Annotated in this window: 18 protein-coding genes; 11 read left to right on the top strand and 7 right to left on the bottom strand. The window is 55.3% G+C overall.

All coding sequences use genetic code 11. The annotated features are described in order from the left end of the window. Positions 1–7: 7 nt before the first annotated feature. Positions 8–988: a calcium/sodium antiporter gene (locus tag EGO56_RS17215; RefSeq protein ID WP_033731280.1), complete on the bottom strand. Its 981-nt coding sequence runs from the start codon at positions 986–988 to the stop codon at positions 8–10. On the opposite strand from EGO56_RS17215, the gene EGO56_RS22370 reads away from it, so the two are divergent. From EGO56_RS22370 to murA, 8 genes are all read left to right on the top strand, one after another. Beyond that, complete coding sequence (locus EGO56_RS22370) at positions 987–1,244, top strand: hypothetical protein (protein ID WP_148707093.1); 258 nt, start codon at positions 987–989, stop codon at positions 1,242–1,244. The two genes, EGO56_RS17215 and EGO56_RS22370, sit on opposite strands and share 2 nt — an antisense overlap. Next, positions 1,216–2,031 (top strand): phospholipid ABC transporter ATP-binding protein MlaF, encoded by an 816-nt coding sequence (gene mlaF, locus EGO56_RS17210; protein WP_095706325.1) that lies wholly within the window; start codon positions 1,216–1,218, stop codon positions 2,029–2,031. The genes EGO56_RS22370 and mlaF overlap by 29 nt, the downstream gene beginning before the upstream one ends. A gap of 4 nt (positions 2,032–2,035) precedes the next feature. Further along, positions 2,036–2,818: a lipid asymmetry maintenance ABC transporter permease subunit MlaE gene (gene mlaE / locus EGO56_RS17205; protein ID WP_033731283.1), complete on the top strand. Its 783-nt coding sequence runs from the start codon at positions 2,036–2,038 to the stop codon at positions 2,816–2,818. 4 nt (positions 2,819–2,822) lie between these two features. After that, the gene (gene mlaD / locus EGO56_RS17200) at positions 2,823–3,368 is read left to right on the top strand and encodes an outer membrane lipid asymmetry maintenance protein MlaD (RefSeq protein WP_033731989.1); all 546 of its coding nucleotides are present in this window, start codon (positions 2,823–2,825) and stop codon (positions 3,366–3,368) included. 15 nt (positions 3,369–3,383) lie between these two features. Further along, complete coding sequence (gene mlaC / locus EGO56_RS17195) at positions 3,384–4,019, top strand: phospholipid-binding protein MlaC (RefSeq protein WP_135910349.1); 636 nt, start codon at positions 3,384–3,386, stop codon at positions 4,017–4,019. Beyond that, complete coding sequence (mlaB, locus tag EGO56_RS17190; protein WP_010251883.1) at positions 4,019–4,324, top strand: lipid asymmetry maintenance protein MlaB; 306 nt, start codon at positions 4,019–4,021, stop codon at positions 4,322–4,324. The genes mlaC and mlaB overlap by 1 nt, the downstream gene beginning before the upstream one ends. Positions 4,325–4,437: 113 nt before the next feature. Next, entirely contained in the window at positions 4,438–4,695 is a 258-nt protein-coding gene (ibaG, locus tag EGO56_RS17185) for a BolA family iron metabolism protein IbaG (protein ID WP_003851098.1), read from the top strand. 67 nt (positions 4,696–4,762) lie between these two features. Further along, the gene (gene murA, locus EGO56_RS17180; protein WP_013359888.1) at positions 4,763–6,022 is read left to right on the top strand and encodes a UDP-N-acetylglucosamine 1-carboxyvinyltransferase; all 1,260 of its coding nucleotides are present in this window, start codon (positions 4,763–4,765) and stop codon (positions 6,020–6,022) included. Positions 6,023–6,094: 72 nt separating this feature from the next. Here the strand turns inward: murA and EGO56_RS17175 are convergent, their stop codons facing one another. Both EGO56_RS17175 and ispB read right to left on the bottom strand, forming a co-directional pair. Further along, positions 6,095–6,379 carry a helix-turn-helix domain-containing protein gene (locus tag EGO56_RS17175; protein WP_135910348.1) on the bottom strand — a complete coding sequence of 95 codons (285 nt, stop codon included), beginning with the start codon at positions 6,377–6,379 and terminating at the stop codon, positions 6,095–6,097. A gap of 237 nt (positions 6,380–6,616) precedes the next feature. Then, the gene (gene ispB, locus EGO56_RS17170; RefSeq protein WP_135910347.1) at positions 6,617–7,588 is read right to left on the bottom strand and encodes an octaprenyl diphosphate synthase; all 972 of its coding nucleotides are present in this window, start codon (positions 7,586–7,588) and stop codon (positions 6,617–6,619) included. A gap of 256 nt (positions 7,589–7,844) precedes the next feature. Between ispB and rplU the strand changes: the two genes are divergently transcribed. The 3 genes from rplU (at position 7,845) to cgtA (ending at position 9,845) form a co-directional block, all read left to right on the top strand. Further along, entirely contained in the window at positions 7,845–8,156 is a 312-nt protein-coding gene (gene rplU / locus EGO56_RS17165) for a 50S ribosomal protein L21 (RefSeq protein ID WP_008925416.1), read from the top strand. A 15-nt stretch (positions 8,157–8,171) separates the two neighbouring features. Further along, positions 8,172–8,429 (top strand): 50S ribosomal protein L27, encoded by a 258-nt coding sequence (gene rpmA / locus EGO56_RS17160; RefSeq protein ID WP_003851093.1) that lies wholly within the window; start codon positions 8,172–8,174, stop codon positions 8,427–8,429. A 243-nt stretch (positions 8,430–8,672) separates the two neighbouring features. Beyond that, positions 8,673–9,845 (top strand): Obg family GTPase CgtA, encoded by a 1,173-nt coding sequence (cgtA, locus tag EGO56_RS17155; RefSeq protein ID WP_135910346.1) that lies wholly within the window; start codon positions 8,673–8,675, stop codon positions 9,843–9,845. 71 nt (positions 9,846–9,916) lie between these two features. Here cgtA and EGO56_RS17150 read toward each other — a convergent pair whose 3' ends face one another. The 4 genes from EGO56_RS17150 to EGO56_RS17135 are packed head-to-tail and all read right to left on the bottom strand — an operon-like array spanning position 9,917 to position 13,583. Next, positions 9,917–10,336: a hotdog fold thioesterase gene (locus EGO56_RS17150; RefSeq protein WP_135910345.1), complete on the bottom strand. Its 420-nt coding sequence runs from the start codon at positions 10,334–10,336 to the stop codon at positions 9,917–9,919. A gap of 2 nt (positions 10,337–10,338) precedes the next feature. Continuing rightward, complete coding sequence (gene dhbA, locus EGO56_RS17145; RefSeq protein WP_135910344.1) at positions 10,339–11,097, bottom strand: 2,3-dihydro-2,3-dihydroxybenzoate dehydrogenase; 759 nt, start codon at positions 11,095–11,097, stop codon at positions 10,339–10,341. Further along, positions 11,094–11,948: an isochorismatase gene (locus EGO56_RS17140; protein ID WP_135910343.1), complete on the bottom strand. Its 855-nt coding sequence runs from the start codon at positions 11,946–11,948 to the stop codon at positions 11,094–11,096. Before EGO56_RS17140 ends, dhbA begins: the two co-directional genes overlap by 4 nt. 18 nt (positions 11,949–11,966) lie before the next feature. Further along, positions 11,967–13,583: a (2,3-dihydroxybenzoyl)adenylate synthase gene (locus EGO56_RS17135; RefSeq protein ID WP_135910342.1), complete on the bottom strand. Its 1,617-nt coding sequence runs from the start codon at positions 13,581–13,583 to the stop codon at positions 11,967–11,969. Between the last annotated feature and the right edge of the window lie 9 nt (positions 13,584–13,592).

Raw genomic sequence — 13,592 nt, 5'->3', positions numbered from 1 at the left:
GTCCTTGTTAGCCGTCCATGAATGCCGGCTGCATCCACAGCAGCGTCACCCAGACGAAGAAACCACAGAGTAAAATCAGGCCGGCGATGCGGCCAACGCGTCGGCGACGCAGCAGGCAGAGCAGGGCAAACAGCACGCTGACGCCCAGCATCACCCAGTAATCACGAGCAAAGGCGTGATAGTCGATACTGCCAGGGTGAATCAGCGCCGGCAGGCCCAGCACGATGGCAATATTATAAATGTTGGCACCGATCAGATTGCCGATCGCGATATCATCTTCACCTTTCAGCGCCCCGGCAATCACCGTCGCCAGCTCAGGCAGGCTGGTGCCCACGGCGATGAGCGTCAGGCCCATCACCAGTTCGCTGACGCCAAAGTAGTCGGCAAAGGCGGTGGCATTGTCGATCACCATGCGGGTGGACATCGGCAGAATTATCAGCGCGACGGCCAGCCAGAGAAAGGCCACCGTGTTTCCGCTCTCTTCACGGGGCAGCTCGGCCAGCTGCTCGCGGGTCAGGGTGTCGTTGTTGTCCCGTTCTGCTTTACGCGCAATGCGAATCACCACCATCAGATAAATAGCGGCGATGGCAATCAGGCCAATTCCATCCAGTCGACTAAGCTGATTGTCAAACAGCATGAATCCGCTGAGCAGGGTAACCAGCAACATCAACGGCAGTTCACGGCGTATCAGATTAGAATGAACGCTGAGTGGATGCATTAGCGCAGCGGCACCCAAAATGAGTAAAATGTTGGTAATATTCGAGCCGAGCGCGGTGCCAACTGCCAGATCCATCTGGCCATGCTGGGCCGCGGAAAAGGAGAGGATCATTTCTGGCAGCGAGGTGCCGATGCTGACAACGGTCATGCCAATGATCAGCGGCGGAATGCCAAAGGAACGACACAATATAGAGGCGCTAAACACCAGACGATCGGCACCATATGCCAGTAAAAGCAAACCGATAATCAGCAGTGCAGAAGCTACGAACATGAAAAATCCTTGCGTAAAAACCCGGGCCGGCAATGCCTTTACCGACCGGTTTAAGGTTCTGTTTGGCGAGACAGCCGCTGATTTTGACCGTCTGAACGGCAAAAGTAAATTTAATGACCATTTTCGCCAAATCTTAGCGGTAAGTTTCTGTAAAGCTATCGTGAATCAGGACCGAACAGGCTACCATCGTACCCCATGTTTACGCCCGATCCTTACAAGAGGTAATAATGATCCAGCAGCAAACGAATCTGGTTGAGGTTCGTGGCGTGAGTTTTTCGCGCGGAGATCGCACCATCTTCGACGACATTTCGCTGACCGTGCCGAAAGGCAAAGTGACGGCGATAATGGGACCGTCGGGGATAGGGAAAACCACTCTGCTACGCTTGATTGGGGGGCAACTTCAGCCGACCCGCGGTGACATCTTTTTCCGTGGCGAAAACATTCCGTCATTGTCGCGCGCTAAATTGTATGAAGCGCGCAAGAAGATGAGCATGCTGTTCCAGTCTGGCGCGCTATTTACTGACTTAACGGTCTATGAAAATGTCGCCTGGCCGCTGCGCGAACATACCCGTCTTCCCGCACCTATTCTGCACAGCACGGTATTAATGAAGCTGGAAGCCGTGGGGCTGCGTGGCGCAGCTCAACTGAAACCGGCTGAGCTGTCGGGCGGAATGGCGCGTCGTGTGGCGCTGGCGCGCGCGATTGCGCTTGAGCCGGAACTGATCATGTTCGATGAGCCTTTTGTCGGTCAGGATCCCATCACCATGGGTGTGCTGGTCAAACTCATTGATGAACTGAACCATGCTCTGGGCCTGACCTGTATTGTGGTCTCGCACGACGTACCGGAAGTACTGAGTATTGCGGACTATGCCTATATCGTGGCCGGACAAAAAATTATCGCACACGGCACCACGCCGGAACTGCGAGAGAATAATGACCCGCGCGTCCGCCAGTTTATTGATGGCGATGCGGATGGTCCGGTTCCCTTCCGTTTTCCTGCCGGCGACTATCTCGCTGATTTAACCGGCTCAGGGAGTAACTAAACAGATGGTCTTGAAGGCGCTGGCGTCATTCGGTCGTCAGGGAATTGAAACGTGCGCCAGTTTTGGACGCGCAGGATTAATGCTGTTTCACGCGCTGGTAGGAAAACCCGCGTTCCGCAGACACTCGCCGCTACTGATTAAACAGCTCTATAGTGTTGGCGTGTTGTCGTTACTGATTATTGTGGTGTCGGGCCTGTTTATCGGCATGGTACTGGGACTGCAGGGTTATCTGGTACTGACCACTTACGGTGCTGAAACCAGTCTGGGCATGCTGGTGGCGCTGTCGTTGCTGCGTGAGCTGGGGCCGGTCGTGACCGCGCTGCTGTTTGCCGGGCGGGCAGGCTCGGCCCTCACGGCTGAAATCGGTCTGATGAAAGCCACTGAACAGCTCTCCAGTATGGAGATGATGGCGGTGGATCCGTTGCGTCGCGTCGTTTCGCCGCGCTTCTGGGCCGGTTTTATCAGTATGCCGCTACTCGCACTGATCTTCACCGCGGTAGGCATTGCTGGCGGTGCCCTGGTTGGCGTGAGCTGGAAGGGAATCGATCCTGGTTTCTTCTGGTCAGCCATGCAGAACGCGGTCGATTTCCGCACCGACGTTGTTAACTGCATCATCAAAAGCGCCGTCTTTGCCGTGACGGTTACCTGGATTGCTCTTTTTAATGGCTATGACGCGATTCCCACTTCTGAAGGGATCAGTCGCGCGACAACGCGTACCGTAGTACATGCTTCACTGGCGGTGCTCGGGTTGGATTTTGTGCTGACAGCACTGATGTTTGGGAATTGATGCAATGCAAAGCAAAAAAAGCGAAATCTGGGTTGGCATTTTTATGATTATGGCGTTGATCGCCGCATTGTTTCTCTGTCTGCGCGTCGCCGATTTAAAGTCGATGGGCACAGAGCCAACATGGAAACTCTACGCCACGTTTGACAATATCGGCGGCCTGAAAGCCAGTTCGCCGGTCAAAATCGGCGGTGTGGTGATTGGCCGGGTAACGGACATTGAGCTTGAACCGAAAACGCTGCTGCCACGTGTCACGATGGAGATCAGCGATCAGTATGCGAATAAAATTTCAGACACCAGCTCGCTGGCGATTCGCACGCAGGGACTGCTGGGTGAGCAGTTCCTGGCGCTCAACTTAGGCTTTGACGATCCTGAACTCGGTTCGGCGATGCTGAAAGATGGCGATACGCTGCGCGATACCAAGTCAGCGATGGTGCTTGAAGACCTGATTGGCCAGTTCCTTTATAAGAGCGGCGATAACAAGCAAAACAGTGACAACAAGGATGCGCAGGAAGGCGACAGTGCTGCGCCTGCGGCACCGGCTCAACCTTAAAGAAGAGGGTATACCATGTTTAAACGTTTACTGATGATTACCATGCTGGTGGTTGCCGTACCGCTGACGGCGACAGCAGCCGATCAGAGCAATCCCTACAAGCTGATGAACGAAGCGGCGGAAAAGACGTTTACCCGTCTGAAAAATGAGCAGCCGAAAATCAAGCAGGACCCAAACTACCTGCGTCAGATTGTGCGTCAGGAGCTGCTGCCCTATGTACAGATCAAATACGCGGGCGCGTTAGTGCTGGGCCGCTACTATCGTGATTCGACGCCGGCGCAGCGTGAAGCCTACTTCAGCGCCTTTGGTGACTATCTGGCCCAGGCTTATGGTCAGGCACTGGCACTCTATAACGGTCAGAGCTACCAGATTCAGCCTGAGCAGCCATTGGGCGATGCTCAGATTGTCGCTATTCGGGTCTCCATCATCGATCCTAATGGCCGTCCACCAGTTCGTCTCGACTTCCAGTGGCGTAAAAACAGCCAGACCGGTAACTGGCAGGCTTATGACATGATCGCCGAAGGCGTGAGCATGATCACCACCAAACAAAATGAGTGGAGCGATCTGTTACGTACTAAAGGTATTGACGGTCTGACAGCGCAACTGAAATCCTCTGCGGCACAGCCAATTACGCTGGATAAACAAAAATAATGCACGAATCGTTACGCTGGGAGCGGGAAGCCAGCACGCTATTGCTGAAAGGCGAACTGGATCGCGACACGTTAATGAGCCTGTGGCAGCAACGTGAAACGCTGATTAAAGATGTCGATACCATCGACGTTGCAGCGCTGGAGCGTGTTGATTCTTCCGGTCTCGCCCTGCTGGTGCACCTGCGGGAAATCGCCCGGGCACAGGGCATTACTCCACGCTTTACGGGTATCAGTGACAAACTGCACTCGCTGATTACGCTTTACAATCTGCAACAGATTATTGTTTCTGCGGATAAAAGCGCCTGATTTCCGGTTGTTATGCTAAGCCCCTGTTTTCAACAGGGGCTTTTGCGTATTTAAGAGTCAGCCGCTTTCCTCTACTATGTCAGCCTTATTATTATTAAGTGAAGTTAAGCCCAATGGAAAACAGTGAAATTCAGGCCGTGCTGATGGCCGCATTGCCTTTAGACGAAGTTCATGTGATGAGCAACGATGGCAGCCATTTTCAGGTGATCGCCGTAGGCGAACTGTTTGGCGAACTGAGCCGCGTGAAAAAGCAGCAGGCTGTCTACGCGCCGCTGATGGAGTTCATCGCGGATAACCGCATGCATGCTGTCTCTATCAAAACCTATACTCCCGCTGAATGGGCGCGTGACCGTAAACTCAACGGTTTCTGATCCCGCAGCGTGGTGAACTCGCCGTGGGCGAGTCCAATTTTTAGCTAGTTAATTGAGAGCCGTGTTAATGGAAAAATTTCGTGTGCAAGGCCCCACCCGCTTAAGTGGTGAAGTCACCATTTCCGGGGCGAAGAATGCCGCACTTCCTATTCTGTTTGCTGCCCTGCTGGCCGAAGAGCCGGTAGAGATCCAGAATGTGCCAAAGCTGCGCGACATTGATACCACCATGAAGCTGCTGAGCCAGCTGGGTGCGAAGGTGGAACGCAACGGTTCTGTGCATGTCGATGCCAGCGCGGTAGATGTCTTTTGTGCGCCTTACGATCTGGTTAAAACCATGCGTGCCTCAATCTGGGCGCTGGGCCCGCTGGTGGCACGTTTTGGTCAGGGTCAGGTTTCCCTGCCGGGTGGCTGTGCTATCGGCGCGCGTCCGGTTGACCTGCACATCACCGGTCTGGAACAGCTGGGTGCCGAGATCAAGCTGGAAGAGGGCTATGTCAAAGCGTCAGTCAATGGCCGCCTGAAAGGCGCGCTGATTGTCATGGACAAAATCAGCGTTGGCGCAACCGTGACCATCATGAGTGCTGCGACGCTGGCGACCGGTACTACCGTGATTGAAAATGCGGCGCGTGAGCCGGAAATTGTGGATACCGCCAACTTCCTTAACACCCTGGGCGCTAAAATCAGTGGCGCAGGCAGCGACAAAATCACCATCGAAGGCGTAGAGCGTCTGGGTGGCGGTGTCTATACCGTCCTGCCCGATCGTATCGAAACCGGTACCTTCCTGGTGGCTGCCGCGATTTCGGGCGGCAAAGTGATGTGTCATAAAACCCAGCCTGATACGCTGGACGCTGTGCTGGCGAAGCTGCGTGATGCGGGTGCCGATATCGAAACCGGTGAAGACTGGATCAGTCTGGATATGCACGGCAAGCGACCAAAAGCGGTCAACGTGCGCACCGCACCGCATCCGGGGTTCCCGACCGATATGCAGGCGCAGTTCACCCTGTTAAACATGGTTGCGGAAGGCACGGGCGTGATTACCGAAACCATCTTTGAAAACCGTTTCATGCATATCCCGGAACTGATTCGTATGGGCGGACATGCTGAGATTGAGAGCAACACGGCGATCTGTCACGGGGTTGAAACCCTGTCAGGTGCGCAGGTAATGGCGACCGATTTGCGTGCGTCTGCCAGTCTGGTTCTGGCGGGTTGCATTGCGGAAGGCACGACGTTCGTTGATCGCATTTATCACATCGATCGTGGCTATGAGCACATCGAAGATAAGCTGAAAGCGATGGGCGCGAACATCGAGCGCGTCAGCGAAGAGTAATCCTGCAGATGCGCTGAAATAGCCAGCCCCCGCGGGGGCTGGTTTTTTTTGGCCTGAGGATCGCCAGAGATCTCAGGCGTTATCCGTCTGATCGGCAGGCGTCCGGATACGTTTTCTGCGATCCAGCAGGCAGTTTGTATCGGGATCGTAATAGCGGCTGGGCCAGATCTCACAGGGATGAACCTTGATCGCGTCGGCGATCAGCCATTCACCTTTGGGCCATGGACGCGTCAGTGCATTCGCCAGCGTGGATGAACTCAGGCCTGCTGCGCGTGACAGCGCTGCCAGCGTCATACCACGCTTATGCAGCGCCGCGATAATGTCAGCCGGGTGCCAGTCTTCCTTTATTTTTTGCATAACCTGTTCTCCTTTTCCTTGTCATTGCATCATCCAGCGAGACGCTGGCTTTCCTTTTACCATTATCTGGAAATAGCCAGAATTTTATAGCAAATATTTCCTGTTAATTTCCAGTAATATTTGGATCCCGCGTCTGGTCTGTGTGGTGGCACGCAACAGGAGTGCAATAGCTAAGAGGGAACAAAAAGAAGTGAGAGCAGGGTCGTAAAAACGGAGCCCGGCAGGCTCCGTGAGGGATCAGAAGTCGCGCTGAACTGACATGTGTGCCAGCGACTCCAGCGCGCTGCGCCAGGGGGATTCGGGCAGAATCCGCAAGGCTTCAATCGCTTTATCCGCTTCCTGTTCCGCGCGGCTACGCGTCCATTCCAGCGAACCACACTGATTCATCGCTTCCAGCACCGGCTCCAGCAGATGGCGGCCATTTCCCTGCTCGATGGCTTCACGGATCATCTTCGCCTGTTCAGGCGAGCCGTGCTGCATGGCATGCAGCAGCGGCAGCGTCGGTTTGCCTTCGCTCAGGTCATCGCCGGTATTTTTACCCAGCGTCTCGCCGTCAGCACTGTAATCCAGCAAATCGTCAATTAACTGGAAAGCGGTACCCAGATAGCGTCCATAATCCTGCAGCGCTTTTTCCTCTTCAGGTGTCGCTTCAGCCAGTATCGCCGAGGCCTGTGAGGCCGCTTCAAACAGGCGCGCGGTCTTACTGTAAATCACGCGCATGTAGCTCTCTTCGGTGATGTCCGGGTCGTTGACGTTCATCAGCTGCAGGACTTCGCCTTCAGCAATCACGTTTACCGCCTCTGACATCAGCGCCAGGATACGCAGCGACCCCATGCTGGTCATCATCTGGAAGGCGCGAGTGTAAATAAAATCACCGACCAGCACGCTTGCCGCATTGCCAAACGCCGCGTTCGCGGTCGCTTTGCCACGACGCATATCGGATTCATCCACGACATCGTCATGCAGCAGCGTGGCGGTGTGGATAAATTCGATCAGCGCCGCATTGGTCACGTGCAGGTCGCCCTTGTAGCCCATGGCACGTGCAGATAGCACGGCAATAATGGGACGGATACGCTTGCCCCCGCCACTGATGATGTAGTAGCCCAACTGGTTGATGAGCGAGACATCCGAATTCAGCTGGTCGAGGATGGTCTGGTTAACGGCAGCCATATCCTGTGCGGTTAATTCATTAATCTGTTCTAAGTTCATTCGTCTTTTCAGCTATGACTCGTTATCTCTGCCATGGTAAGTGGTTTACCCAGCCAGCGTTCAGGTAATCTGTTACTGATTGTACTTGAATTTTGTGCCTGAGAAACGGTTGCATTCAGCCTGTGTTTTTTTTCTGCAAGAGTGTGCAAAGTGCTCTTGTCTTCTTCTGGAGTTTTGCGTAGAATTCGCGCCCTATTGTGAATATTTAGCGCGCCGCCTGATGAACTAAAAGGCAAGCGCAGAAGCGGAGTTTTATATGTACGCGGTTTTCCAAAGTGGTGGTAAACAACACCGAGTAAGCGAAGGTCAGACCGTTCGCCTGGAAAAGCTGGACATCGCAACCGGTGAAACGATTGAGTTTGACCAGGTTCTGATGATTGCTAATGGCGAAGACGTGAAAATCGGCGCGCCACTGGTTTCAGGCGGAATGATCAAGGCAGAAGTTGTTGCTCACGGTCGTGGCGAGAAAATTAAGATTGTTAAGTTTCGTCGTCGTAAGCACTACCGTAAGCAAGCAGGCCATCGCCAGTGGTTCACTGATGTGAAAATCACTGGTATCACGGCGTAAGAGGAGATCTGACAAATGGCACATAAAAAGGCTGGTGGTTCGACTCGAAATGGTCGTGACTCCAATGCAAAACGTCTGGGTGTAAAACGTTTCGGTGGCGAATCTGTTCTGGCAGGTAGCATCATCGTTCGTCAGCGTGGCACCAAATTCCACGCCGGTACCAATGTAGGTTGTGGTCGTGACCACACCCTGTTTGCTACCGCAGACGGTAAAGTACAGTTCGAAGTTAAAGGTCCGAACAACCGTAAATACATCAGCATCGTTGCTGAGTAAGGTTGTCGTGACGCAGACGTTTAACGTCTGAACGCACGAATTGAAGGCCCCGCAGCTCCTGCGGGGCTTTTTACATTCTGCGGTCTGTCGCGGTAAAAGCGACGCATCACAAAAGTTTGCTGTACACTTTGTGTACGCACTGGCGAAAGCCAATCCTGATTTATCCGCCGCTGGTCAGCGCAGAAGACCCTGGCGGACCCGTCTGCAGAGTGCTGCAGGCGATTGTGTGACGGAGATTTAAAAATGAAGTTTGTTGATGAAGCGACAATTCTGGTCGTCGCCGGTGATGGCGGTAATGGTTGCGTCAGCTTCCGCCGCGAAAAATATATCCCGAGAGGCGGCCCTGATGGGGGTGATGGTGGTGACGGCGGTGACGTTTATCTGATCGCTGATGAAAACCTCAATACCCTCATCGATTATCGTTTCGAAAAATCTTTCCGCGCCGAACGTGGGCAGAACGGCCAGAGCCGCGACTGTACCGGTAAACGCGGTAAAGATATCGAAGTTAAAGTGCCGGTCGGCACCCGGGTTATCGACCAGGGTACCGGTGAGACACTCGGCGACATGACGCGCCACGGCCAGAAACTGATGGTCGGTAAAGGCGGCTGGCATGGCCTGGGCAACACCCGTTTCAAATCGTCAGTGAACCGCAGTCCGCGCCAGAAAACCATGGGTACCCCAGGTGAAAAGCGTGACCTGCAGCTGGAGCTGATGCTGCTGGCGGACGTCGGTATGCTGGGCTTACCGAATGCCGGTAAATCGACCTTTATTCGTGCCGTCTCGGCAGCCAAACCTAAAGTAGCGGACTATCCGTTTACCACCCTGGTGCCAAGCCTGGGCGTGGTGCGTATGGACAGCGAGCAAAGCTTCGTCGTGGCCGATATTCCGGGTCTGATTGAAGGCGCAGCAGAGGGCGCAGGCCTCGGCATTCGCTTCCTGAAGCATCTTGAACGCTGCCGCGTATTGCTTCACCTGATCGATATCGACCCGATTGATGAAAGCGATCCGGTTGAAAATGCCCGTATCATCCTCGGCGAGCTGGAAAAATACAGCGAGAAGCTGTTCAACAAACCACGCTGGCTGGTCTTCAACAAAATTGATCTGATCAGTGAAGAAGAAGCGCAGTCACGGGCTAAAGCGGTTGCTGAAGCGCTGGGCTGGGAAGATAAGTATTACCTGATCTCTGCCGCAAGCCAGATCGGCGTCAAAGAACTCTGCTGGGACGTGATGAGCTTCATCAACGCTAACCCGAAAGAAGCGGAGCTTGAAGAGAAGCAGCCGGAGAAAGTGGAATTCATGTGGGATGATTACCACAAAGAAACCATTGAAAACACGGTCGAAGTGGAAGATGAAGAGTGGGATGACGACTGGGATGATGAAGACGACGAAGGCGTTGAAATTATCTATCAGCGTTAACAGAACGCCTGCTACAGCGTAATATGTGATGCCCTCTTTCAGTATGAAAGGGGGCATCGTTCTTTCTGCCGCTAGCTCATGACCGCTACGCTCAGTCGCGCAGTGCAGCACAGCTGATCCCGACTGTTCCGAATCTCAATCTGCCAGCTCTGACTGCGTTTACCCAGATGCAGTGGACGGCAGGTCCCCCGCACCCGTCCCGCTGACACCGCGCGATGATGGCTGGCGTTAACTTCAACACCGACCACGCTGCTGCCTTCTTCCACCGCCATATACCCGGCAATTGAACCCATCGACTCCGCCAGCACCACGGAGGCGCCGCCATGCAGCAACCCGAACGGCTGCTGCGTCCGGGCATCGACCGGCATTGTCGCTTCCAGATAATCGTCACCAATTGCGGTAAAAACGATCCCCAGATGCGCCACCAGTGAGTGCTCACCCAGCTTGTTCAGTGCAGGAAGATCAAGGGATCGTTTCCAGATCGCTGTCATTATCAGGCTCCCAGGGTTGCGCCGCCATCGACCACAATATCCTGCAGCGTCACATGGCTGGCAAGATCCGACGCGAGAAACAGAACGGTGGCCGCAATTTCCTGCGGCTGCGCGATCTTGCCCAGCGGAATACCCAGCTTAAACTGATCCGGGAAGCCCGCAATCATCTCCTGCTCGCCGGCTGGTGTGTGCCACAGGCTGCGCTGCATATCGGTGTCAGTGGAGCCAGGCGAAACAATATTACAGCGCACACCGTAAGGCGCCATTTCCAGACCCACGGTCAGACAGAGGCTGCGCAGCGCGGCTTTTGACGCACCATAAGCGGACATACCAATGCGCGGTGCATGCGCTGAATTCGATGCGACAGTAACGATGGCACCGGCGCGCTGTTCGCGAAAGCGCGGCAGCGTCTGCTGAAACAGGTTAAACGCACCGCCCGCATTGACGTTAAGACAGGCCTGCCAGTCAGCAAATGAGAGCGCATCGGTGGTACCAGTACGCAGAATACCGGCTGCGTTGACCAGCACATCGATGCGCGGCTGGGCGGCCAGCATCCGCTGACACACTGATTTTACCTGCGCCGGATCGGCTACATCCATGATGTGACAGGAAAACGGATAGTCATGACCCTGGAACTGCAGATCAAAGGCCTCTACCTGCGCGCCCGCCTGGTGAAAAGCCAGCGCTGTGTGGTAGCCAATGCCCTGACCGGCACCGGTCACCCAGACGATTTTACCGCTGAAATCGGATACATGGCTCATTCAGCGGGCTCCCGCGACAGCAGCGCCCACCAGCCGTCGATGCTCGGATTTCTGGCCAGGCTGACAAAATCGATATCACGATGTACCTGACGCCAGCGTGCCGCCAGCGCCATCACGCGTACCGAATCCAGCCCGTAGTCGATCAGGTTTTCATCATCGCCCGGCACCTCATCATCTTCCAGCAGCGGCAGGATCAGCGCGCGTAGTTCGTCTTTGCTGAGCGGCACAGGCATCAGATCGGCGGTCATCACCACCTTTCCGCTGCGACCCGCGGTGTAGGTCAGCGCCATCATATGTTCCTCACGGCTGAAGTCAGCCAGCGCATCGGCCACCATAAACGGCTGGATATTACGCATAAACGCATCCGTGGCGGTGGTCAGGCAGCCGATATGGGCATAGACGCCGGTAATAATCAGCTGATCGCGGCCCATCTCCTGCAGGATCGCCTCCAGCGGCGAGCGGTGAAACGCACTGTAGCGCCACTTGGTCAGGACCTGATCGTGCTCATCCGGTGCCAGCGCCTCCACGATCTTCTGCTGATCGGGATGTTTATTCAGGCCGGGTCCCCACATATCGTTGAGCAGCGCACGATCTTCATCGCTCTGCGCGTTAGGCTGAGCGGTATAAAACACCGGAATGCCCTGCGCTTTGCAGTAGCGTCGCAGGCGGACAATATTGTCAACGACCTGCTCAACCAGCGGGCTGTTATCGCCCCAGAAGTTAAGGAAATAGCGCTGCATATCGTGGATCAGCAGGGCAGCACGGCCCGGCTCCAGCGTCCATTTCACCTTGTTGTTCGGCAACTCAGTGGCGTCAGGTAGCGGATAAGAGGTCAGTTGTGGAATAGCCATTAAAATTCTCCGGACAGATCAGGCTTGCGCACGCTGATCGGCAAGTTGTTGGCGCAGACGTTTTTTGTCCACCTTGCCGACCGCGGTCAGCGGCAGGGCATCTACGCAGGTAATACGGTCGGGCAGCTTAAATTCGGCGACGCCCAGTTCACGCAGGTGACGACGCAGCGCCACCGGTTTCACCGGCTGACGGGTGACAATAAACGCACAGCTCTTTTCACCCATCAGTTCGTCGCTCATAGAGACCAGCGCCGCGTGGATCACATCCACATGGCGCTGCAGCAGGTTTTCAATCTCTTCAGCTGCGATCTTTTCGCCGCCCCGGTTGATCTGATCTTTCTCCCGACCCTGCACAATGATGTTGCCAGCGGGGGTGATCTCAACCAGATCGCCAGAGCAGTAGAAGCCCTGGTCATCAAAGCTGGCGGCGTTATGTTCCGGGCTGTTGTAGTAGCCGCGGAACGTGTAGGGACCGCGGGTCATCAGGCGCCCAATGGCACCGACCGGCAGCGGTTGCCCCTGTTCATCTGCAACCCACACCTCGTCATCCGGAGAAATAGGGCGTCCCTGCGTGGTGAGAATGGTCTGTTCATCGTCATCCAGCCGGGTGTAGTTCACCAGACCTTCCGCCATCCCAAACACCTGCTGAAGGGTACAGCCCATCTCGTTCTGAATGCGCGCAGCCAGCGTTTCACCCAGCTTTGCGCCACCGACCTGAATGCGTTGCAGTGAGGCCAGCGCGGCATTACTGCCCCATTCCTGAATCGCCTGTAGCCAGAGACTGGCCGCGGGTGGAACCAGGCCGGTATCAGTAACCTGATGTTTTTCAATCAGCGGGAAACAGAGGGTCGCGCTGGGATCGGCCGCTAAGATCACCTGGCCGCCCGCGTAAAAGACGCCCAGCGCGCCCGGAGAACTCATCGGGAAATTATGCGCAGCGGGCAGGGCAATCAGGTAACGGGTATCTTCGTTGACCCCGCAGATCACGTCACTTTCCCGGATGCTGTAGTAGTAATCATTGTGGGTACGCGGGATCAGCTTCGGAGTGCCGGTACTGCCGCCCGACAGCTGGAAAAAAGCGACGTCATCGCCTGCGGTCGGGGTTGCCCTGAAGTCACCTGCGGGTTCTGCCAGCAGGGTGTCGAGACTGTTTTCCGCATGAGCGTCATTACGCAGGATCACCTGCTGCAGTGAATGCTGTTCCCGGCGAAGCTGCGTGATAAAGGCGTCATCGGCGAACAGGGGATGGCTGCGATCGGCAATCAACAGGCACGGCGCGATCTGACTGGCATAGGCGACCAGTTCGGTACGCTGATGGCTGAACAGGGCGTTAACCGGGGCGACGCCGATTTTGAACAGCGCAAACAGCGTCAGATAAAATTCCGCCACGTTGCCAAGCTGCACCAGCGCCGTATCACCGGGTTTCAGGCCACGACGCTGCAGGGCCGCTGCCAGATTGTCACTCAGTGAGGCCATCTGGCGATAGGTAAATTGCCGGTCGCCATCAATCACCGCCACGCATTCGCTGTCGCGGTGACGTTCCAGGATGTCGGTCATCGGCAGATCCAGCCAGTACCCTTTTTCACGGTAACGTGCGGCCAGATCGTCCGGCCAGCGGCTGTAAGAAATCGTCATACAGGTTCC

It is taken from the genome of Pantoea vagans, assembly GCF_004792415.1.
GTDB lineage: Bacteria > Pseudomonadota > Gammaproteobacteria > Enterobacterales > Enterobacteriaceae > Pantoea > Pantoea vagans.
The sequence above is the reverse complement of the archived record's forward strand: the minus strand, read 5'-3'. Positions and strand labels throughout refer to the sequence as shown.

Bases quoted from the DNA above. Each gene is read 5' to 3' on its own strand.
- rpmA (WP_003851093.1), top strand. From the start codon at position 8,172: ATGGCACATAAAAAGGCTGGTGGTTCGACTCGAAATGGTCGTGACTCC.
- murA (WP_013359888.1), top strand. From the start codon at position 4,763: ATGGAAAAATTTCGTGTGCAAGGCCCCACCCGCTTAAGTGGTGAAGTC.
- cgtA (WP_135910346.1), top strand. From the start codon at position 8,673: ATGAAGTTTGTTGATGAAGCGACAATTCTGGTCGTCGCCGGTGATGGC.
- rplU (WP_008925416.1), top strand. From the start codon at position 7,845: ATGTACGCGGTTTTCCAAAGTGGTGGTAAACAACACCGAGTAAGCGAA.
- mlaF (WP_095706325.1), top strand. From the start codon at position 1,216: ATGATCCAGCAGCAAACGAATCTGGTTGAGGTTCGTGGCGTGAGTTTT.
- EGO56_RS17215 (WP_033731280.1), bottom strand. From the start codon at position 988: ATGTTCGTAGCTTCTGCACTGCTGATTATCGGTTTGCTTTTACTGGCA.
- mlaC (WP_135910349.1), top strand. From the start codon at position 3,384: ATGTTTAAACGTTTACTGATGATTACCATGCTGGTGGTTGCCGTACCG.
- mlaB (WP_010251883.1), top strand. From the start codon at position 4,019: ATGCACGAATCGTTACGCTGGGAGCGGGAAGCCAGCACGCTATTGCTG.
- EGO56_RS17175 (WP_135910348.1), bottom strand. From the start codon at position 6,379: ATGCAAAAAATAAAGGAAGACTGGCACCCGGCTGACATTATCGCGGCG.
- mlaD (WP_033731989.1), top strand. From the start codon at position 2,823: ATGCAAAGCAAAAAAAGCGAAATCTGGGTTGGCATTTTTATGATTATG.
- EGO56_RS22370 (WP_148707093.1), top strand. From the start codon at position 987: ATGAAAAATCCTTGCGTAAAAACCCGGGCCGGCAATGCCTTTACCGAC.
- mlaE (WP_033731283.1), top strand. From the start codon at position 2,036: ATGGTCTTGAAGGCGCTGGCGTCATTCGGTCGTCAGGGAATTGAAACG.
- EGO56_RS17140 (WP_135910343.1), bottom strand. From the start codon at position 11,948: ATGGCTATTCCACAACTGACCTCTTATCCGCTACCTGACGCCACTGAG.
- ispB (WP_135910347.1), bottom strand. From the start codon at position 7,588: ATGAACTTAGAACAGATTAATGAATTAACCGCACAGGATATGGCTGCC.
- ibaG (WP_003851098.1), top strand. From the start codon at position 4,438: ATGGAAAACAGTGAAATTCAGGCCGTGCTGATGGCCGCATTGCCTTTA.
- EGO56_RS17150 (WP_135910345.1), bottom strand. From the start codon at position 10,336: ATGACAGCGATCTGGAAACGATCCCTTGATCTTCCTGCACTGAACAAG.
- dhbA (WP_135910344.1), bottom strand. From the start codon at position 11,097: ATGAGCCATGTATCCGATTTCAGCGGTAAAATCGTCTGGGTGACCGGT.
- EGO56_RS17135 (WP_135910342.1), bottom strand. From the start codon at position 13,583: ATGACGATTTCTTACAGCCGCTGGCCGGACGATCTGGCCGCACGTTAC.